General features: G+C 46.3%; 23 protein-coding genes. 18 read left to right on the top strand and 5 right to left on the bottom strand.

Going from position 1 to position 21393, the window contains the following annotated elements; translation table 11 throughout:
- The first annotated feature begins 48 nt into the window (after window positions 1–48).
- The 4 genes from secG to WAO38_RS07245 all read left to right on the top strand — a co-directional run bounded on the left by secG (window position 49) and on the right by WAO38_RS07245 (window position 1967).
- On the top strand, window positions 49–366 hold the full coding sequence (gene secG / locus WAO38_RS07260) for a preprotein translocase subunit SecG (RefSeq protein ID WP_422235750.1): 318 nt from the start codon (window positions 49–51) through the stop codon (window positions 364–366).
- 16 nt (window positions 367–382) lie between these two features.
- Complete coding sequence (gene frr / locus WAO38_RS07255; protein WP_422235749.1) at window positions 383–940, top strand: ribosome recycling factor; 558 nt, start codon at window positions 383–385, stop codon at window positions 938–940.
- A 2-nt stretch (window positions 941–942) separates the two neighbouring features.
- Window positions 943–1551, top strand: coding sequence for an orotate phosphoribosyltransferase (pyrE, locus tag WAO38_RS07250; RefSeq protein ID WP_422235747.1), 609 nt, complete (start codon window positions 943–945; stop codon window positions 1549–1551).
- A gap of 89 nt (window positions 1552–1640) precedes the next feature.
- A complete protein-coding gene (locus tag WAO38_RS07245) occupies window positions 1641–1967 on the top strand; it encodes a hypothetical protein (RefSeq protein WP_422235746.1) in 327 nt (108 codons plus the stop codon).
- On the opposite strand, the gene WAO38_RS07240 is transcribed toward WAO38_RS07245, so the two are convergent.
- Window positions 1968–3578: a cation:proton antiporter gene (locus WAO38_RS07240; RefSeq protein WP_422235745.1), complete on the bottom strand. Its 1611-nt coding sequence runs from the start codon at window positions 3576–3578 to the stop codon at window positions 1968–1970.
- 239 nt (window positions 3579–3817) lie between these two features.
- On the opposite strand from WAO38_RS07240, the gene WAO38_RS07235 reads away from it, so the two are divergent.
- The 8 genes from WAO38_RS07235 to WAO38_RS07200 all read left to right on the top strand — a co-directional run bounded on the left by WAO38_RS07235 (window position 3818) and on the right by WAO38_RS07200 (window position 12437).
- Window positions 3818–5446, top strand: coding sequence for a CTP synthase (locus WAO38_RS07235; RefSeq protein WP_422235743.1), 1629 nt, complete (start codon window positions 3818–3820; stop codon window positions 5444–5446).
- Window positions 5430–7025, top strand: a complete 1596-nt coding sequence (recJ, locus tag WAO38_RS07230; protein WP_422235742.1) for a single-stranded-DNA-specific exonuclease RecJ — start codon at window positions 5430–5432, stop codon at window positions 7023–7025. The genes WAO38_RS07235 and recJ overlap by 17 nt, the downstream gene beginning before the upstream one ends.
- On the top strand, window positions 7022–7489 hold the full coding sequence (locus WAO38_RS07225) for a hypothetical protein (protein ID WP_422235740.1): 468 nt from the start codon (window positions 7022–7024) through the stop codon (window positions 7487–7489). Before recJ ends, WAO38_RS07225 begins: the two co-directional genes overlap by 4 nt.
- A gap of 6 nt (window positions 7490–7495) precedes the next feature.
- Window positions 7496–8539: a tetratricopeptide repeat protein gene (locus tag WAO38_RS07220; RefSeq protein WP_422235738.1), complete on the top strand. Its 1044-nt coding sequence runs from the start codon at window positions 7496–7498 to the stop codon at window positions 8537–8539.
- Window positions 8514–8945, top strand: a complete 432-nt coding sequence (rnhA, locus tag WAO38_RS07215) for a ribonuclease HI (protein ID WP_422235736.1) — start codon at window positions 8514–8516, stop codon at window positions 8943–8945. Before WAO38_RS07220 ends, rnhA begins: the two co-directional genes overlap by 26 nt.
- A gap of 127 nt (window positions 8946–9072) precedes the next feature.
- On the top strand, window positions 9073–9753 hold the full coding sequence (rnc, locus tag WAO38_RS07210) for a ribonuclease III (RefSeq protein WP_422235734.1): 681 nt from the start codon (window positions 9073–9075) through the stop codon (window positions 9751–9753).
- Window positions 9750–10832, top strand: coding sequence for a chorismate synthase (gene aroC, locus WAO38_RS07205; RefSeq protein WP_422235733.1), 1083 nt, complete (start codon window positions 9750–9752; stop codon window positions 10830–10832). Before rnc ends, aroC begins: the two co-directional genes overlap by 4 nt.
- 141 nt (window positions 10833–10973) lie before the next feature.
- On the top strand, window positions 10974–12437 hold the full coding sequence (locus WAO38_RS07200; RefSeq protein ID WP_422235731.1) for a PhoH family protein: 1464 nt from the start codon (window positions 10974–10976) through the stop codon (window positions 12435–12437).
- Between the two features lie 254 nt (window positions 12438–12691).
- On the opposite strand, the gene WAO38_RS07195 is transcribed toward WAO38_RS07200, so the two are convergent.
- From WAO38_RS07195 to folE, 4 genes are all read right to left on the bottom strand, one after another.
- Entirely contained in the window at window positions 12692–13666 is a 975-nt protein-coding gene (locus WAO38_RS07195) for an iron-sulfur cluster assembly scaffold protein (protein WP_422235729.1), read from the bottom strand.
- 11 nt (window positions 13667–13677) lie between these two features.
- The gene (locus WAO38_RS07190; protein WP_422235727.1) at window positions 13678–14892 is read right to left on the bottom strand and encodes a NifS family cysteine desulfurase; all 1215 of its coding nucleotides are present in this window, start codon (window positions 14890–14892) and stop codon (window positions 13678–13680) included.
- 127 nt (window positions 14893–15019) lie between these two features.
- Window positions 15020–16327, bottom strand: a complete 1308-nt coding sequence (gene fliI, locus WAO38_RS07185) for a flagellar protein export ATPase FliI (protein WP_422235725.1) — start codon at window positions 16325–16327, stop codon at window positions 15020–15022.
- A 5-nt stretch (window positions 16328–16332) separates the two neighbouring features.
- Window positions 16333–16917: a GTP cyclohydrolase I FolE gene (gene folE / locus WAO38_RS07180; RefSeq protein WP_422235723.1), complete on the bottom strand. Its 585-nt coding sequence runs from the start codon at window positions 16915–16917 to the stop codon at window positions 16333–16335.
- Between the two features lie 137 nt (window positions 16918–17054).
- On the opposite strand from folE, the gene tig reads away from it, so the two are divergent.
- From tig to WAO38_RS07150, 6 genes are all read left to right on the top strand, one after another.
- Complete coding sequence (tig, locus tag WAO38_RS07175) at window positions 17055–18356, top strand: trigger factor (RefSeq protein WP_422235722.1); 1302 nt, start codon at window positions 17055–17057, stop codon at window positions 18354–18356.
- Window positions 18356–18952 (top strand): ATP-dependent Clp endopeptidase proteolytic subunit ClpP, encoded by a 597-nt coding sequence (gene clpP, locus WAO38_RS07170; RefSeq protein ID WP_422235720.1) that lies wholly within the window; start codon window positions 18356–18358, stop codon window positions 18950–18952. Before tig ends, clpP begins: the two co-directional genes overlap by 1 nt.
- A gap of 9 nt (window positions 18953–18961) precedes the next feature.
- Window positions 18962–20002, top strand: a complete 1041-nt coding sequence (locus WAO38_RS07165) for a diguanylate cyclase (RefSeq protein WP_422235718.1) — start codon at window positions 18962–18964, stop codon at window positions 20000–20002.
- Window positions 20003–20009: 7 nt separating this feature from the next.
- Entirely contained in the window at window positions 20010–20525 is a 516-nt protein-coding gene (def, locus tag WAO38_RS07160; protein WP_422235716.1) for a peptide deformylase, read from the top strand.
- Window positions 20526–20712: 187 nt separating this feature from the next.
- Window positions 20713–20970 carry a hypothetical protein gene (locus WAO38_RS07155; protein ID WP_422235715.1) on the top strand — a complete coding sequence of 86 codons (258 nt, stop codon included), beginning with the start codon at window positions 20713–20715 and terminating at the stop codon, window positions 20968–20970.
- Between the two features lie 57 nt (window positions 20971–21027).
- On the top strand, window positions 21028–21393 hold a 366-nt coding region (locus tag WAO38_RS07150), incomplete at its 3' end, for a magnesium chelatase domain-containing protein (protein ID WP_422235713.1).

Here is a 21393-nt window from a genome sequence, read left to right as displayed (position 1 = left end):
TCAACACTATGCTATAATCGCGAACTTTTTAAATAATCAAGGATAAACATGACAGGTATACTGCTCATCGTGCAGATCGTTTTGGTCGTTATGATCACCATCGCGGTACTGCTCCAAAAAAGCTCAAGTATCGGTTTGGGAGCCTACAGCGGCTCAAACGAATCGGTTTTCGGAGCTAAAGGACCGGGTAGCTTTTTGGCTAAAGTGACCTTTTTTCTCGGATTTGTGTTCATTGTCAATACGATTGCATTGGGCTATTTTTACGCTCAGCAAAAAAATGCTTCGGTTGTCGATTCAATGATCGAAACGACTCAAGTTGCCGCACCGACGATCAACATCGTAAACGATACCAACACTACCAAATAAGACGAAGGGGAATTTCATGTTAAACGAAGTCTATCAATTTTGTGAAGAAAAGATGCAAGGGGACGTGGATCATATGATCCACAACTTCCGAACACTCCGTACCGGAAGAGTAACAACGAAAATCCTCGACAACGTCCGTGTTGACAGTTACGGTTCACTCGTCCCTCTCGATCAGGCAGCCAGCGTTTTAGCTACCGATGCTACTACCATCACTATCTCTCCATGGGATAAATCGATGCTTTCCGTCATTGAAAAAGCGATTATGAAAGCGGACATCGGGGTTAATCCGAACAATAACGGAACCGACATCAAACTTTTCTTCCCGGCAATGACGGTCGATCAGCGTCATGATACGGCTAAAAAAGCCAAAGGGATGGCGGAAGATGCTAAAGTCGGCGTCCGAAATAACCGCAAAAAAGCAAACGACAAGATCAAGGTGCTTGAAAAAGACAAGCTGATCACTACCGATGAGTCAAAATCGGCTCAGGATCAAGTTCAAAAAATCACGGACAAATTCATTGCAAAAATCGAAGATCTGCTCAAAAGCAAAGAGCAAGATATCTTGACGGTATAAATATGGACGTTAAATCTATTTATATGAATGCCAATGCCATGCTCGAGGGGCATTTTAAACTCAGTTCCGGAAATCACTCGCAGTACTATCTCCAGTCGGCGAAAGTGCTGGAAGATCCGAAAACCGCTAAATTGCTTGCAGATGCTTTGGCGGAGCGTATCCAGGCAAACGGAATCGAAATCGATACCGTTTGTGCTCCGGCACTCGGCGGTCTAATCGCCGGATTCGCTCTGGCTACCGCACTTGATAAGCGCTCAATTTTTGCGGAACGCGTCAACGGCGAAATGCAGATCCGACGCGGATTTGAAATTACCCCGGGTGAAAAAGTGATTATCTGCGAAGATATTATCACTACCGGCGGTTCTGCAATGGAAGCGGCTCGTGCGATCGAAGCTCTCGGCGGTGTCGTCGTAGGATTCGCCGCACTAGCCAACCGCGGTTTTTGCAAACGTGACGGAAGCGGCTTGGAACGTAAAGTAAACTGTGCACTTCCTGAGGACAAACCGCTGTTTGCCTTGGCCGATTTTGATTTTCAAATGTATGCACCGGATAACTGCCCGCTCTGTGCTGACGGTTCAGAAGCAATCAAACCCGGATCACGAGGAAACTAGTTTTTATGCTATCGGGGCGTAAGCTTCCGTATGGCTCTACTAACGCATATCTACATGCGTTTACGAAACCAATCTAAAAGTTGATTATCATGGAAAATACTAAACAATTTAAACTCGATATGGCACATCTTCAAAAAGTGCAACGCACCATTCGTAAAGCAGGAAATATCTTTCCCAATGAAAAACCTCTTATCGATACTCTTGAAGATCTGATCATCAAAGCACAAGACGATACGGCACTGAACACCTATTACAGTATGTCCCAGTATCTCAAACAGCGCCTCAAAGAGCTAAAAGTCCATTTGGACCAGCCGCTTGAAGCGGTCGATACGGCTATCGAAGAACTGGACTGGTCGATCAACTATCTCCAATGGCTAGTGACAGAACAGCCTAAGCTTGCCACAGAGCAAGAGTGATCATATTTCGCAATGCAGCGCTTCCGTTACTAAACGTGCGGCCACCTCTTTTTTCCCATCGATCGTAATCGAGATGGGGAGACCTCTCAGCGCACGCTTCTCTTCCAGATTAATGACTTTTACCACCAGTTTTACATTCGGTGCATAGCGAATAATCGTTTCACAGATAAGTCTCTTTTTTTCAAGATTATCCAGAGTGATGATGACACTGATAGAATCTTTGGTACACAATTTGTCCAAAATCGCCATTTTTGACATATCCCCGAAATAGACCTCTTCCCCGTCTCGCAGCGCCTCTTCAACATGTTTGTAGCTGTTATCGGCGACAACATAGTCAACCCCTTCGGCACGCAGCGCTTTAGCAACGAATTTGCCGACAACCCCATAACCGCAGACGATGATATGGTTCTGTCGTCCCGGAAGCATGCTGAAGCTCTCGGTAACACTGACATCCTTGAAAAAATAGCCGCTGATCTTGGATAGATACGCCAAAATAAAGGGGGTGACGATAATGGAGAGAACGACAACCAATACCAATATTTTAGAGAGTTCTTCCGGAATCAGCTTTTGATTTCCGGCAAGGGCAAAGATGGCAAATGAGAATTCCCCCACCTGAGAGAGGGCGATCGCCGTTTTAAAAGCAATTTTGGTTTGCGAATAGATACGTACGACACCGAAAATAATGAGCGCTTTGATCAGCAAAACACCGACAAGAATTGCCATTATCTGTGCAATATCCGTCACAAAAAGAGCCAAATCGATCTTCATACCGACCGTCACAAAAAAGGTCCCCAATAATAGATCTTTAAACGGTGCAATATCCGACTCAACTTTATGATGATAGCGCGTCTCGGCAATGATCATCCCCGCCACAAAAGCCCCCAATGAATAGGTAAATCCCGCATATGCAGCGAGCAGCGACGAAGCAACGACAATGACCAGAACCGATCCCATAAACAGTTCTTCCACTTCGCTGGTGGAAGAAAAATGGAGCAGCCACGCCATGACCCGCTTTCCGACGATAAACAAAAGTCCGACGATCACAAAAGCACTGAGAGCAGTTTCAAACAATACATCCGTGACTTTTTCGCCGCCGGAGCTTAAGAATCCGATCAAAATCAAGATCGGAATGACGGCGATATCTTGGAAAATCAAAATCCCGGTCGCTTTTTGCCCATAAGGACGGGCAATCTCTTTGGTCGATTTGAGATAACTCAGTACGACTGCCGTCGATGAAAGGGAGAGTGCCATCGACGTAATCAAAGCCGTTTTCAGCGAAATCCCGATCATGCCGTAGGCTATGGTAAAAAAGATAACTGCGGAAAGAAGAACCTGCAGCGATCCGTTGAAAAAGACATCTGTTTTCATTGTCGAAAGCCGCTGCAAAGAGACTTCCAGCCCGATCGTGAACATCAAAAAAACGACTCCGAATTCAGCAATAATTTCCAGCGTATGCGAATCCGCCATATGCCGCAAATCAAAGAGATACGCGACGGTGACACCCGTGACGATATAGCCGATTATCTGAGAAATCCCGAATCGTTTTAAAATAAGATTGACGACAATGGAGAACCCTAGAGCTACCGTGACGTAATAAAGCGCCGATTCCATCTATTTCCTTTACACATCTCGATTCTCCAAGCTACCAGCAGGCTTTGTCCTGCGGGGAAGAATGACCTCGGAGAAGCACCTGCAAAAATTTATCTGTTTTTTTACAATTGAGTAGCTTTTTATAAGTCTTAAAAGTATATAATACGTTCCTTAAGAAGAGCGGCAGTTTGTCGACATTTTGGATCTTCGCGACCCATTTAACCCCATCGTAAAAACGTTAAGAGCTAAGGAATGATTCAATGACCAAATATATTTTTGTAACCGGCGGTGTACTCAGCTCGCTTGGAAAAGGGATTACCGCAGCCAGTATCGGCGCACTCCTCAAACACTCCGGAAAAGAAGTCGGGATGCTTAAAATCGACCCGTATATCAATGTCGATCCCGGCACAATGAGCCCGTTGGAGCATGGGGAAGTATTCGTCACCAAAGACGGAGCCGAAACAGACCTGGATATCGGAAATTATGAGCGGTTTTTAGATGCCTCATTTTTACGTACCAGCAACTTCACGACAGGTCAGGTCTACAGCAGCGTTATCGAACGCGAGCGTACCGGCGGATACTTGGGACAAACCATCCAAGTCGTCCCGCATATCGTCGGTGAAATTGTCGACCGCATCAAAAAAGCGGGCGAAGGGCACGAAATTCTGGTCGTAGAACTCGGCGGCACCGTCGGAGATATCGAAGGTCTGCCGTTTATGGAAGCGATTCGGACCATGAAACACGATGATGAAGTCGAGGGAACCTTTTTCATCCACGTCACCCTGATTCCATTTATCAAAGCTGCCGGCGAACACAAAAGCAAACCGACTCAGCACTCGGTACAAGAGCTCCGCCGTATCGGTATCACTCCGCAAATGATCATCGCCCGAAGTGAAGAAAAACTTCCGAAAACCTTTAAAAAGAAACTTGCCCTTGCATGTGATGTCAGTTCAGACAGTATCATCGAAGCGATGGATGAGCAGACGATTTATGCCGTACCGCTCAGTTTTCTTCAGCAAAACATCCTTGCACCGATCAGCAAAGAACTTGATTTAGGTCTTCTCGCTCCGGATATGGAACAATGGGATTCCCTGGTCAAAAAAATCGTCTCCCCGAAACATCATGTGACGATCGGCTTTGTCGGTAAATATTTGGAATTGAAAGAGTCGTATAAATCTCTTATCGAAGCACTCATCCATTCCGGCGCCCATCTCGATACCCGAGTAGCGATCCACTGGGTTGACTCCGAAAAAATCGAAACGCAGGGGGTTGATGCGCTTTTGTCCGATTGTGATTCGATTCTTGTTGCCGGTGGGTTCGGTAACCGCGGTGTCGAGGGTAAAATTCAGGCTATCCGATATGCCCGAGAAAATAAAATCCCTTATTTGGGAATCTGTCTGGGAATGCAGCTCTCCATCGTCGAGTATGCCCGCAACGTCCTCGGCTACGAAGATGCCAACTCCATCGAATTTAACCCGGCAACAACCCATCCGATGATCTATCTAATCGATAACTTCATCGACCAATCGGGTGAAACACAATTACGTACGCACCACTCGCCAATGGGGGGAACACTCCGCCTAGGCGAATACCCGTGTGAAACCAAAGCGGGCTCAAACCTCCGTGCAGCCTACAACAATGAGCCGCTTATCTATGAGCGCCATCGTCACCGCTATGAAGCCAATCCAACCTACCGCAAGGCACTAGAAGATGCCGGTATGATGGTAACGGGAGAGTCTCACGGCCTGATCGAAGCGGTTGAGATTCCGGCTCATCCATGGTTTTTAGGGGTACAGTTTCACCCTGAATTTACCTCACGCCTCCAAAGTCCTAACGCCTCGATTCTCGGATTTGTGAAAGCAACCTTTTCGCATGCAAATCCTGCCTGAGGTACCCCTTCTCGACCATACAACTCTCGGGAGTTTTTTAGCACGCCGTTTTGAGACGCAAAGCGAAAAACTCTCCGATATTCCCCACCCAAGCCAACTCAAAGATGCCCAAAAAGGTGCCGAGCGACTCGCGCGTGCCATCCGAAACAATGAACGGATTGCATTGGTAGGGGATTATGACGTTGACGGTGTTACCTCCACCGCAATCGTTAAGCGATTTTTCGACCTCATCCCCTATCCCCTGATCACCACGATACCGAACCGATTTACCGATGGGTACGGAGTCTCAAAAAATGTATTGGAACGGCTCGATGCCGATGTTATCTTTACCGTTGATAACGGAATCAATGCGATTGAAGCCGCAGAGGTGTGCAATGCCCGAGGGATAGACCTCATCATTACCGATCACCATACCCCCTCCGATACTCTTCCAAGTGCGTATGCGATCATCAACCCGAAACAAAGTGATTGCCCCTATCCCTTTAAAGAGATTTGCGGAGCACAGGTAGGATGGCTTCTGATGGGACTGCTCAAGCAAGAATTGGAACTTACCATCAACATGCGGCAGTTTTTCCCGTTCTTGGCCCTTGCCATTATTGCCGATGTGATGCCGCTCGTAGGGATCAACCGTGCTATCGTCAAAACGGGACTGGAGATGATGCAAAGCTCTACCCTCTCCCCTTTTGTCCTGATTCGCGATTTCCTTAACCGTTCTGCCGTCACATCTGAAGATATCGCGTTTCAGATTGCTCCGCGTATCAACTCTGCCGGACGCCTCGAAGATGCGAAGATCGCCCTCGATTTTTTGACTGCGGAAACGACAGAGCAGGCCTACCATCAATTTGAACTCCTCACCGCTCTCAATACCCTGCGTAAAGAGACCGAAGCTCAAACGACAGCTGAGGCAATGTTCCACGTCAATCCGGAAGACTCCATTATCGTCGTTGCCGGAGAGCACTGGAATGAAGGAGTCGTCGGGATCGTCGCGTCACGCCTCGTCAACCATTTTCAAAAACCCGCCATTGTTCTGAGCATCCATAACGGCATTGCCAAAGGCTCCGGTAGAAGTATCGGCAGTGTCGATCTCTATAGCCTGATCAAATCCCAAGAACATCTTCTGGCTAAATTCGGCGGTCACAAAATGGCGGCAGGGCTATCAATGGCGGCAGAAGAGGTGGAAACATTCCGACACGGAATCAACGAAGCCTCAAAAAGTGTCGACCCTGCCGATTTTATCCCTCACAATGAAATTATCGGGGAGCTGGAGCATGAAGCGATCAACTTTCAGCTCCTTGAGGTTTTGGAACGCTTTGAACCTTACGGCGAAGGAAATCCGCGTCCCCGTTTTCTCATCCGTGATGCGGAAGTCGTCACGGTCAAACTTTTCGGCAGCGACCAGTCCCACAGCCGTCTGGAGCTGAGACCTTCTTGCATCAGCTCAAAAACGCTCGAACTGATCGCCTTTAGACGGACATTGGCATGCCCTGAAGATAAAAAGATGTCGTGCAGCTATACCGTCAATAAAAATGAGTGGAACGGGCGCGTTTCGATTCAGCTCATGGTGGAGCGGATATTTTGATCTATCGTATACTCCCTTTCCTTTTCTCGGCTCTCACAATAGTCGGATGCACTGTTCCGAACGAACCTCTGCCCTATCCGCTGACCATAAGCGAAGAGGGACTGGGCGCCATCCACCCCGAAACTCCGTTTGATCAGGTCAATACCAAATTAAGCGGATTTACTTTTGAAAAACTGAGTCAGATCTCTCCCGATCATCCGGAAACGATTTTCCAAATGAAACGGGGGGACAATGTGATAGCACAAATCATCTCCGATCCTTCCGGAAAAAAGATTGCCTCTATCCTTATCACCTCTCCTCTCGTGAAAAACAAAGACAACCAAGGATTAGGCGATCCTCTTCCCATGGATAAAACACTCCGTTGCGACAAGAACCTATGTTCGAATATCAACGAACCTTCTCTCCTCTACCGAATCGATCCGAATGGACGAATCATTCGCGAAATAACCTTTTCACGGCTATAATACGGCATGGATACATTTTTTATAGAATTTCGCGATCCCCTTTTCGGTGTTGTCGTTTTTTTCATTCTCCTGTTCGTCCTCTCATTTTTGAGCTATTGGTGGGGACGGTACAAAGCATCACGCGAACATCGCGATCTCGAATCGTTCTTGGGGAAATTCGAATCTCTCGGCGAGGGAGCCAAACTCGCCGAGCAGGTACAAACGAATTCTCTCTCCTACGAATCATGGCTTTTGCTGGCACAGAGCTTCGAGCATCAGGGGAATTATGAAAAAAGCGTCGAGATCTATCATGCCCTGCTCTCCAAAAACCGTGACCCGATTTTTCAAAAAGATGCCCTTTTGCTTCTCGGAAAAAGTTTTTTCAAAGCCGGTTTTTTAGAGCGTGCTCGCCAAACTTTCCTCCAAATCCTCCATAATGCGCCCCGGACTCCGCAAGCATTGCACTATTTGGTCTTGATCTACGAACAACTCCAGCAATACGATAAAGCCCTGGAAGTGATGGAATCCCTGCAGGAGATCGCACCCGATACGATCAGTGAAAAACTTTATTTGGAGTGTCGTATCCTTATCGGGAATCATCACATCACTATCGATGAAAAAGCGGTGAAACTCCTTGAATTTTATAACACGCATCATCGGCTCGGATACATGGTTTTCGAGTGGCTTTTTACCTACCGCCCGCAGCTTGCATGGAAGCATTATGACCAATCTCTCAGTGAGCGTCTCAGCGATATTTTATGGCGTATTGGGGATGAAAATCTTGATTTGGATATAATTGCGAGTAACACGTATCTGCGTGAGCTCTTCAGTGCCAAAGGATCTGTCGATCTGGCGAGCGGAAGCTCCATCTTTGAACTCGATACCCTTATTGCACTGCGTCACTGCGGTGCGGCTAAAGCAACCTTGCAGTTTGAATATACGTGTGATGAATGCAAACAAGTTTCATTTTTACCGTTTCATCGCTGTCCTCATTGCCATGCGATTGATTCCGTCCACGGTATGATGAATCTCTCAAAGGAACGGTTTGAAGAAAATAACTCTCTTCAGTGACGGCTCAGCACTCGGGAATCCGGGGCCCGGCGGGTATGGAGCCATCCTGCGCTACGGAGACAAAGAACGTATCATCCGCGGCGGGGAAGCCCACACAACCAATAATCGGATGGAACTGCTCGGTGTGATCGAAGGATTGCGTGCGATCAAAGAACCGTGCGAAGTGACGGTTATTTCTGATTCGAGCTATGTCATCCGCGGAATTAACGAATGGCTGGAAGGGTGGATCAAACGAAATTTTGCCAAAGTCAAAAATCCCGATTTATGGCAGGAATACATCATCGTCTCTTCCGTGCACCGGATCAACGGAGTGTGGGTTCGAGGGCACAACGGCCATGAAGAAAACGAACAATGCGATCTAATCGCCCGCGAGGAAGCTGAAAAGTATAAAAGCGGGTTAAAATAAAAAACACGTAAGTGTACTGGGCTCACCGCCGAGGTAAACTCGGTGTTAGCACAGGGTTGGGGGCTTTGCTTCCTATCCGTGTTAAAATGATGAAATCGGAAAAATTTAAAAAAGGACTGACACAGTAATGAATGATTTAGAAACCCTGCAAGAACGTTTAGGGTACACCTTTGAGAACAAAGAGCTCCTTATTGAAGCGCTGACGCATAAAAGCTACAAACAGCCCTACAATAATGAGCGCCTTGAGTTTTTAGGCGATGCGGTACTCGATTTGATCGTCGGAGAATACCTCTACAAAAAATTTCGAAACTTTGATGAGGGAAAACTCTCAAAAATGCGAGCCTCCCTCGTCAATGAGGGGGGGTTTACCTCTCTGGCCACCTATCTCAACCTCGGCGAATACATCTATCTCTCCAATGCCGAAGAGAACAACAGCGGAAGAACCAAAAGTTCACTCCTCTCCAATGCGTTTGAAGCACTGATGGGGGCTATTTATCTCGAAACAGGTCTGCACAAAGTCCAGGAGATCACCATATCTCTTCTCGAACATGTCCATCCGGATATCTCACTAGATTCGCTGTTTAAAGATTATAAGACTTCGCTTCAAGAACTCACTCAGGCCCATTACGGAACGACCCCTGATTATCAGCTCATCGCCGCTCACGGCCCTGATCATAAAAAAGAGTTCGAAGTGGCGGTTTTTATTGATGGGAAACGGTACGCTTCCGCTCAAGGAAAAAGTAAAAAGCAAGCTCAGCAGGAAGCGGCTCAAATCGCTCTGGAAATGTTGCAAAAGGAGCTTACATGAACCGTTTTGGAGAACGTTTTACAATGACTACGTTCGGCGAATCGCATGGAAAAGCGATCGGATGTGTGCTTGACGGTGTTCCTGCCGGACTGGAAATCGATGAGGCATATATCCAAAGCGAACTCAATCGCCGCAAACCCGGACAAAATGAGTTTGCGACTGCACGCAAAGAATCCGATACGATAGAAATTCTCAGCGGAGTATTCGAAGGGCTCAGCACCGGAACCCCGATTATGATGGTCATCTACAATACCGACCAAAAGAGCGGCGACTACAGCAATGTAAAAGATATTTTCCGCCCGGGTCACGCTGATTTTACCTATTTTCACAAATTCGGACTGCGGGATTATCGCGGCGGCGGACGCTCAAGTGCGCGTGAAACAGCGGCGCGTGTTGCCGGAGGTGCGGTGGCTAAACTGATGCTTTCCAAAATGGGAATCACTTTTCACAGCGGCATCAGTGCCATCCATGGAATCGAAGCGACGGCCCTTGATTTTAATTACCCGTTTCAAAGCCCTATCTACGCCCTTGATCCTTCCGTCGAAGAAGCCCAAAAAGCCGCCATCTTAGAAGCAAAAAATCGCCATGACTCGGTCGGAGGCGTTGCTACCGTCAAAATTTCCGGACTTCCGATCGGCTTGGGAGAAGGACTTTATTACAAACTTGACGCAGTATTGGCTGAAGCGATGATGGGGATCAATGCCGTAAAGGCGGTTGAGATCGGGGAAGGGATCCACAGCGCGGAACTTCTTGCCAGCGAAAACAATGACCCTATCACCCCGAATGGATTTAAAACGAATCATGCAGGCGGTATTTTAGGGGGAATGAGCAACGGTGATGATGTCACCTTGCGTGTCCATTTCAAACCTACCCCTTCTATCTTTATTGATCAAGAAAGTATTGACTCCAAGAACGAAAGCGTGCATGTCTCTCTCAAAGGACGCCACGACCCTTGTGTCGCCGTACGCGGCTCCGTAGTCGCCGAATCGATGGCAGCACTTGTCATTGCCGATATGCTCCTCCTCAACATGGGACGAACAATGAACGGCCTTAAGAATTATTATTTAATTAGTAAATAAGTACGAAAACGTGCGTGGGCTTTCCGCCGAGGAAAACTTAGCGTTAGCGTAGCTATCGGGATTTTATTCCGATAGCGTTTCGAATAACATTAAGATTCTTTTTGCTACCATAAAGGATTCCTACTAAAAGGGTTCTTTGTGATGAGCACTGTTCAAAACTGCTATCTACTCGACACTTCCGTTATCTTAGACGATCCGACCAATATTCTCCGTATCAGCGACGAAAACCAAAACGGTATCGTCATCAGCAACATCGTTTTGGCTGAGCTAAACAGCAAAAAAGACGATATGCGTTCCGAAGCGGGATTTCAGGCACGGGAGTTCTTCCGCCTAGCCGATGCCGCATGGGGAGAACCGATCAGCTTTATAGAGCTTCCTGAATGTGTTCGGAACCATGCCGACATGGATCAATGTAAAAATGACCGCTATTATAAACTGGCACTGAATTTTGACCGCTCGCTTCACGGCGGAGAAGCAAATCTCATCAATCTTTATATCGTTCATCGCGAACACTACCGGATCAGTTCCGCATTCACCGAACCCAAAGGGATCAATGATGCTAAAATCGGCGAAATTGCCGACGATTATGATCTTACCCTTCTCACCAACGACATGTCGTTTCGTATCGCCGCAGAAATCCGTGGTATCCAGACCCAAAGCATCCGTAACAGTAGCGTAGAAGCTCCGGAACAAATCGATTTTACCTATACTTATGAATACGATGATACACCGGCACTTCCTCCGGAAGCAGTCCATCATAATTTTGATCAAATAACCTTTGTCCAAAAAACCCTGAGCAGTGCCTCTGAAATGTATGAAACAGGGATCCAACGCCATGCATTTGCGTTTAACAAACAAATCGAATGGTGTGACTTCGATCGCCGGTTCGGAGAGCATTTCAATGAAGAACTCGTGCGTCCTCTCAATTTGGAACAAAAGTTTTACTTTGCGATGATGACGCATCCGCAGAACTATGTTACCGTTGTCGCCGGATCTACCGGATCGGGAAAAACGCTCGTTGCCCTCCAAGCGGGATTAGAACTGGTCGAAGAGGGAATTGTTGAGGGAATCGTATATGCCCGTAATACCGTCACGGCCAATGATCCGCAATCCGAACTGGGCTTTCGCAAGGGGGATGAGGAACAAAAATTGAGCTTTTTTATGTACCCTCTTTACTCGGCAGTCAACTTTACAATTGAACACCAAAGCAGCCGCTCTATCGATGCCAGAGTCGAATACACAGGCAATGTCAATTCGATTAAACGGGAAAATGCGACCGAAATTTTTATGAAAAAATACAATATCGAGGCAATGGACATCGCGCACATGCGCGGAACGACGATCTCGCGCAAATTCGTCATCATCGATGAAGCGCAAAATATGACCAATGCAACCCTAAAGCTTATCGGAACGCGGATGGGGGATGAAACCCGCCTCGTCGTCATGGGAGACCCGGGACAAATCGACCATCCGTTCCTCTCCAAACGACGCAATGCCCTCGTCAGCTTGCTGAATAAAGCACAGCACAGCGATTTCATCGCCGGAATTCAGTTGCGTCATACGATACGTAGTCAGGTTGCGGATTGGTTTGATAAGAACTTTTAGTATACTTTTCTTTTCATAGAAAAGTATCAAAAGAAATCGCCCTCACACCAGAACGCTGGCGGTACGCTTTTGCCCTTCGGCAAGCGACCTTGCTCTTGGTGTGGTGTGAGGGCAAAATTATGTATATAAAATTCCGTGATCCATCACATAGAGCCGCTCCGAAGGCAGTAGTGCCGAGAGGAGCGAGCGTTCTTGGATCACGGTATGATCTTTATGTACTTTTCTGGCTAAACAGAAAAGTACATAAAAAAAGATTAGATTGGAAGAACGCGGATTTTCTGAGAGAGTTTTTCTTTCAATGTCGCTTCGATAGCGTACAATGTTCCGGTACTTGAACTCGCGCACCCGTTACATGCACCCAAATAGCGGATATAGACATCGATATACTCCGGTGAATCTTTGATATCGATAACTTCCATATTACCGCCATCCATAATCAAAAACTGACGGATCGACTCATCGACAACACTGTCGATCGCTTTGATCTTCTGTACCAAAGTCATCGCTTCAAAATCACCGTGAGCCCCGGCATCAGCGGCTGAGCGCATTTTCTCCTGATCCATTTCAGAACGTACATCAGCCAAAATGTCGACCAGATAATACTCACGTGCTTCATGTCCGCCAGGCTTGATACAAGACTTACAAAAGCCCCCTGCTTTCGTATAATCGGTTATCTGCTCAACGGTTTTAAGGTCATTGAGTTTAATCACTTCGCGCAATGTCCCTAGACTCACACGGGCACATTCACAAACGATAATCTCGTCTTCAAAACTTGCTTCATCCACACCGAGATAAAGCCCTGCCGCTTTTTTAATAACGTCATATGCCATAACCGAACAGTGCATTTTTTGAGGTGGAACCGCAGGGATTTCCGGGCTGTCTCGAAGCGCCATCTCAACATCGATATTGGTGATTTTGACCGCTTCCTGAACTGTTTTGCCCAGACAGAGTTCTGTCATCATATCCGAACTTGCGATTGCCGTTCCGCAGCCGAAACTTTTAAACTTCGAATTGACGATCATATCGTTCGCCGGATCGACTTCCCAATACAAACGAACCGCGTCACCGCAGCTCTCCGCCCCGAAATCGGCAACGATCAGTTTATGACCCGCCGCGACAGCTTCTTCTTCGGTGATTTCACCCTGATGCTGAGGGTTGTTCATCAACGTTGTTACTTTATTGGAGTACTGATCCCAAAGAGATCCGCCCAGTAAATCATTTTTTGCCATAGTAGAATCCTTTAGTGATGTATTCCGCACGCAGCTGCTTCGCCGCCTGCTGTAGGTTGTACGATTGCGTACGAACTTGAAATGGAACGTAAGCGTTTGACTGCCGACTCAAACCGTTCAATGACATAATCGATCTCTTCATCGGTCGTAAAACGGCTGAGACTCAAACGAATCCCCGTATGTGCCAATTCATTGTCGGCACCGATTGCGAGCATAACAGTATTGGCTTCCAAATCTTCAGAGGCACAGGCAGAACCCGTCGATGCACCGATAAGGGCATTATTCAAATCCCATAGCATCCCCTCGCCCTCTACACCGCGAATCGAAATCAAAATAGTGTTCGGAGTACGGTTGTCACGGTTTCCGACAACCATAACATCGCTCAATCCTGCGAGAAGCGCATCTTCCAAACGGTCACGTTTAGCACGGATAGCTTCCATCTTAGCTTCGATATTCTCGGTTGCAAGTTCGATCGCTTTGCCCATACCGACGATATAAGGGACATTCAGGGTACCTGAACGGCGCCCTCCCATATGTTCTCCGCCGTGCAACAACGGGGTAAGTTCTTCGGAATTACGGATATAAAGAGCGCCGATCCCTTTTGGTCCGTGAAATTTATGCGCCGACATTGACATAAAATCAACATGAACATCTTGAACATCGACAGGGATTTTCCCAACGGCCTGAACTCCGTCCGTATGGAAAAGAACCCCTTTTTCTTTACAAATTTCACCAATCTCTTTGATCGGGAAAATCATTCCCGTTTCATTATTTGCCCACATAACGGAGACCAATGCCGTTTTATCGGTGATAAAGCTGCGAAGCGTATGCGCTTCAATAACCCCTTGATCGTTCACCGGAAGGTATGTTACTTTGACACCCTGTTCTTCAAGAAATTTGCAGGTTGAGAGAACCGAAGGGTGTTCGATTTCAGTGGTGACGATATGATTTTTATCGCCGTTGAGGATTTTATCGACCCACACTGATTTAAGAACCCAGTTATTAGATTCTGTTGCGCAAGAGGTAAAGATGATATCATCTTTGTCACTTGCATTAATCCCTTTGTACATCTGATTGATCGCTTTTGTAATCGCAGGATGTGACGCAGTACCAAAACGGTGAAGTGAGTTAGGGTTTCCATAGATCTCACTAAAGTACGGTATCATCGCTTCTACGACGGCAGGGTCAACCATCGTTGTAGCGTTGTTGTCTAAATAGACTTGCATTTTATGCTCCTCAGCGGTTTTCTAATAAAAGACTAAATTAGTCTTGTTTAACTTTTGGGATAATAGTGCAAACGATGTTATATTCACCTTAAGGGTTTTTTATGCTTAGACTGCTTTAAGGATTGAATCAATTCTCCATCAAAGCGATCATCTGATCAATCGTCTCTTGGTATTGCGTAATGCTTGTCGAATCTTGGGAAAGAAACCCTTCCATCTTCTCTTTTTTACTGATGGCTTCATCCAGCTCATGATCCGAGCCTCTGACATAGGCACCGATCCGAATCAGCATCTCATTCTCTTTTAATAGTGTATACAAACGGCGGAACCGCCGAACGGCACCAAGATGCTCAGGCGTGATGATATCGTTCATAACCCGGGAAGCGGAATTGAGGATGTGGATCGGCGGATAGATCCCGAAATCCGTAAGTTCGCGAGAAAGGACAATATGACCGTCCAGAATTGACCGTGATTGGTCCGCAATCGGATCACTCAGGTCATCTCCTTCGACAAGGACGGTAAAAAAAGCGGTTATCGAACCGTTCCCGTCTTCTTTTCCTGCACGTTCCATGAGTTGCGGCAACAATGTCAGAGAGGAGGGAGGATACCCTTTTGAGGTAGGAGGCTCGCCCAGAGCAAGGCCGATTTCCCGTTGAGCCATCGCGAAACGGGTCACCGAGTCCATCATAAACAAAACATCGTGCCCTTTTCCTTTAAAGTACTCCGCAACACTCATCGCACTAAACGCACCGTATTTCCGCATCAAAGGTGAATCATCGCTGGTCGCGACAACGAGAACGGTATTTTCCAAATTCCCCCCGAGGCTTTTTTCGATGAATTCTGGAACTTCGCGTCCCCGCTCTCCGATAAGGGCAACTACTTTGATCGGGGCATCCGCACCGCGGACGATCATCCCCATCAGCGTCGATTTTCCGACACCGCTTCCGGCAAAAATACCGAGTTTCTGTCCTTTTCCGCACGTCAGCAAACCATCGATCGTTTTGACCCCGACGCTGAAAGGTTCATCGATCATTCCCCGCTTCATCGCTGCGATAGGAGCTTTGATGATCGATTCGAGATGGGTGCCGCCGATAGGGCCTTTACCGTCGATGGGATTCATAAACGGATCGACAACGCGACCGAGCAAAGCTTCTCCTACCTCGATCATCATTCCGCTTTGATTCGGATAGACTTTATCGCCGGCTCGAAACCCTTCCACAAAGCGAAATGGGGTGATAAAAAAGCGGTTGCGTTCTACCTCGCTCACCATCCCCAGTGCTTCGGCACCGCTCACATCACTGACCATCATTACCGTATCGCCGATACTGACATGCAGCCCCTCGGCAACGATGACGGTAGGACTGATTTTCGTAACTGTACCGAATACGGTGGTGAGCTTTTCAACTCCCAAACGGCTGCGCAGTGCTTTAAGCGGCATCAGATTTAGTAGCGGTTGCCGCTAGAAGAGTTGATGAGGCTAAAAAATTCCATCCGTGTTTTCTCATCGCGTTTGAACAATCCGCGCAATGCACTCGATGTCGTTGTCGAACTGATTTTTTCTACCCCACGCATCTCCATACACATATGCCGTGCCTGAATAACGACCGCAACCCCTTTTGGGCTAATGGCTTCCATCAACGCATCGGCGATCTGCTCGGTCAATTGCTCTTGGATTTGCATACGACGAGAAAACACATCGACCACACGGGGAATTTTAGAAAGCCCCACCACTTTCCCGTCAGGAATATAGGCCACATGCGCCCGTCCGATAATCGGTAAAAGGTGATGTTCGCAGGTGGAATAAAATTCAATATCTTTAATCAACACCATCTCATCGTTAGAAGATTGAAACATGGCAGAATTCAAAATATCCTGCGGATTTTCCTGATAGCCGCCGAACATAAATTCATACGCTTTTAAAACACGTTCAGGAGTTTTAAGCAATCCCTCGCGCTCCACATCTTCACCGACGTGGGTAATCATCGTTTTGACCGCATTGATAAATTGCTCGTTGTTATCGAATACCATAGTTTCTCGTTCCTGATAAATATTGCTATTACTTTATCATCTCTTTGCTTTTATTTTAATTCAGCGTATAATTAACCCTTTTTGGATATTATTGCCACCATTTGATCACATAGTGACATAACAGTAAAAGGGATTCAATGCAAATTACAACCAATAAAATCGACTCAGCCAACGCTAAAATCACTGCGGCAATCACACGCGGCACTATTGATGCCAACATCGAAAAACTCGCCAATCAGCTCTCTAAAGAGGCTAAAATTGCCGGTTTCCGTAAAGGGAAAGTCCCTGTTAGTGCAGTAAAAAAACAATATGGTGAGCGTTTGGTTCAAGATGCTGAAGCGCAAGCATTGCGTGATCTTTTGGATGCAGGTCTTCAAGAAATGGCAATCGCTGCCGATTCCCTTATCGGTGAACCGCAAATCGTTAAATTCGACAAAAATGAGAACGATATCAATGTTGAAGTCGTTATCGCTATGCGTCCTGCTATCGAACTTGGCGATTATGCCGCAATGGTTCCTGAAGTTGCAAAACCTGATATTGACGATGCAGCCATCACCGCACGTATCGAAGAACTGGCATCTGCGCAGGCTCCTTTAGTCAATGTCGAAGAAGACCGCGCTCTTATCAGCGGCGATTCTGCTCTTCTTGATTTTGAAGGATTTGTTGACGGTGAAGCGTTTGAGGGAGGAAAAGCGGAAGGTTTTTCTCTCCGTCTCGGAAGCGGACAATTCATCCCTGGATTTGAAGATCAAGTTATCGGCATGAAAAAAGGCGAAGAGAAAACGATCGACGTTACTTTCCCTGAAAACTACGGCGGTGCTAAACTTGCCGGAAAACCTGCTCAATTCAAAGTAAAAATCCAAGCAATCCAAGCTAAAGAACCGGTTTCACTGGATGACGAGTTAGCGAAAAAAATGCTTCCGGGTGATGAAAATGCTACCCTTGAGGCCCTTAAAGAGAAAGTCAAAGAACAGCTTCAAAGCGAAGCGATGAGCTCACTCTACAATGACGAACTTAAACCAAATCTGATGGAAACATTTGTAAGCGCATTTACGATTGATCTTCCGGAATTCATCATCGAGCAAGAGATGGATATGGCCTTGAACAAAAAAGCTCGCGAAATGAACGAAAGTGAAATTGAAGAGCTTCGTAACGATGCTGAAAAAGTAAAAGCGATGCGTGAAACTTTCCGTGACGACGCAAGCCGTGCCGTTAAAGCGACTTTTATCGTTGACGCCTTGGCAAAAGCAGAAAACATTATCGTTAATGAACAAGAGTTGATGCAGACTATCTACTTTGAAGCAATGCAAATGGGTCAAGATCCTGCAGCAGTCTACAAACACTACCAAGAGTCAGGTTATTTGCCGGCAATCCAAATGGCGATGATCGAAGACCGTGTGTTGAGCAAATTGCTTAACGATAAAATTAAAGAGGCGTAATGAGCTACATTCCTTACGTCATCGAAAAGACAGGACGCGGCGAGCGCTCATACGATATCTATTCACGTCTTCTGAAAGACCGGATCATCATGCTCAGTGGCGAAGTAAACGATGCTGTAGCCTCTTCAATCGTAGCTCAGTTGCTTTTCTTGGAAGCAGAAGATCCACAAAAAGATATCTATTTCTATATCAATTCACCCGGCGGTGTTATCACCTCCGGAATGGCGATCTATGATACGATGAACTATATTCGTCCGGATGTCGCAACGATCTGTATCGGGCAAGCTGCATCTATGGGGGCTTTCTTGCTCAGTTCCGGAGCCAAAGGGAAACGCTATGCGTTGCCTCATGCACGGATCATGATCCACCAGCCTCTCGGCGGAGCACAAGGACAGGCAACCGATATCGAGATCCAAGCCAAAGAGATTTTACGCATGAAAGCGGAACTCAATGAAATTTTGGCTAAAAACTGCGGTCAAAGTGTCAAAAAACTCGAAAAAGATACCGACCGTGATAACTTTATGTCAGCCGCAGAAGCTGTAACATATGGTATCATTGACGAGGTATTAGTTCAAAAAGAAAAAGAAGAGAAATAAAGGCTAAAAATGGCGACTCTTAGTGATCTAAAACGCTTACAACGCCAAAAGGGCGTTGATGAGGGCGCACCTATCAGCGCCGGATCACTCAATGATCCTACCAGTGATCTTGAGATCTTTGCCAAAGAGGTGCTTACTGCCCTCATCTCTGATAACCTTCCTCCAACCCCTAATAATTTCGCCCTCTATTTTGACCGTATTTTGGAAGACAAAAGCGAGAGTTTACGTCGGCAGATCGGTTCCATTCTCGAATTCGAAGAAGATGATCAGGATGAGAAAAGCATAGAACTGGAGAAAACCCTTAAGCAAGGGTTTTCTTCCGTAAAAAGTATTTTGCAGCTCAGTGCTACCCTCTACAAAAACATCTCCCTGATGGAAAAAATCCTGGATAAGCGCAGAGAAGAGATTAAGACGATCCCTTCGCTTGCCGGTGCGAATGATATTATCACCTCATTGGGAAATGATGTCGGAAAACTCAGCGGTATTTTGAAAAAACAAGTCGTTCATATGAAAAGCATTTATGAAGAGACCGCTACCATCGTTAAGCAAGTAGAAAATGAAACCATTTTCGATAACCAGTACGGTGTATACAATAAACGCTATCTTCTTGCCAAGCTTGAACAAGAACGCAACCTTATTGATGAGTTTAAACACAAAAGCTCACTTATTACCGTCCGGCTTTCCAAGCAGACATCCAATTCAATCCAAAGCGAAAAAGCACAGCAGCTTATGATACGAACAGTAGCCAGATTATTGCTCAAAACATCTCGTCGCAGTGACATCGTCGCTCACTACGGGGAGGGAATTTTTGCTATGGTTCTTAAGCATACCGATATCGAGAGTGCCAAACGGGCATCTGAACGCCTTTTTGACCTTGTCTCCTCCAGTAACTTTTTTCTCGCGGAGCAGGAAATTCAACTACGCATCGCTATCGGTGTCGCAGAGCTCACGGCATCAACCGGGGTCGAGCAAACCCTCATTTGCACCTTAAATGCAATGGAAACGGCAGACAAAGAACCTACTCTTCGATACATGGCTTGCAATCAGTAAGGGCCCTATGATTCTTCCTATTATTACCTACCCAAACAAACAGCTCAAAACCCGCTCTCATCCGGTCGTCAATTTTGACGACTTGCTGCATCGCTTTTTAGATGACATGTATGAGACGATGATGGTTTCTAACGGTATCGGCTTAGCCGCCATTCAAGTTGCCAATCCTATCCGTGCCCTCATTCTTTGTATTCCCGATGAGGAAGGAGAACAAAGCAGAGACAATCTCCTCGAGATCATTAATCCCGTGATTCACGCTCCGCAAGGAAATGTGCTGTATCAAGAAGGATGCCTCAGCGTCCCCGGTTTTTATGAAGATGTTGAACGGTATGAGACACTGACCCTCCATTACCAAAATCGCCACGGCGAAGCCTGCACACTTCAGGCAAGCGAACTCCTTGCCATCGCTATTCAGCATGAGATTGATCACCTTGAGGGAAAACTCTTTATCGAGAAACTCTCCTATCATCGACGCAAGAAATTTGAGAAAGAGTACAAAAAAGCCCTCAAAGAAAAAAAATAATATTGCTTTTTGCAATATTATTCGTATTATTCCCTTCATCGCGCTAGAATTTATCACACCAATATAATATTAATCGTTTAAAATGGTTTTTATAAATAGAGCTTAAAGACCTCTTTCGCCCTTAAAAACTTTCAAATCTCTTAATAATTGTAGTAATACAATAAAAAATGATGAGAGAGGAGATAGTATGAAATGGTTGGATAAACGATACTATAGTATCTATTTGGTAGGTGCGATAATCAGTGCTTGTTTTATATTTATGCTGGTCAGTACAATCGCCGTATTTGAGAAAGTCGGAAGAGGAAAAACAAGTTTAGATCTGGCATTGGAAGATGCACAAAAAAAATGCGATACTAAAAACGGCAAGCTGATTCAAGTCACTAAAAACAATCCTTTGAATACGGCTTGTATCCTATACCCCGCTGATGAACACAGTCAACCCTGAGTTCACGATAATAGAGGGGTGTTATTATCATTTCACTACCAAGAAGCGGAGAATGCTATGAAACAGTTGCTGTGTGCTACATTTGAAGGTATCGATGCTAAACCCGTTGAAGTACAGTTTACGGCAACCAAAGGGCTACCTGCTTTTACCATTGTCGGGATGGCCAATACCGCCATTACCGAATCTAAAGAGCGGGTAAAGTCGGCTCTGCTGAGTAACGGATTCACCTTTCCTCCAAAACGGCTCACCATCAATCTTGCCCCCAGCGATGTACGCAAAGAGGGCTCTCATTTTGATCTCGGTATAGCCGCATTGATCGCTTTGGGAAACTATGAGGGGGACATAAGCGGCTGGTACCTGTTCGGCGAGCTTGGGTTGGATGGAAGCGTCACCGAAAATGCCCTCCTCTACCCTATCATTTTG

The sequence above is a fragment of the Sulfuricurvum sp. genome (assembly GCF_049277495.1).
GTDB lineage: Bacteria > Campylobacterota > Campylobacteria > Campylobacterales > Sulfurimonadaceae > Sulfuricurvum.
Note: the sequence above shows the minus strand (reverse complement) of the source record. Positions and strands in the feature narration are given on the sequence as shown.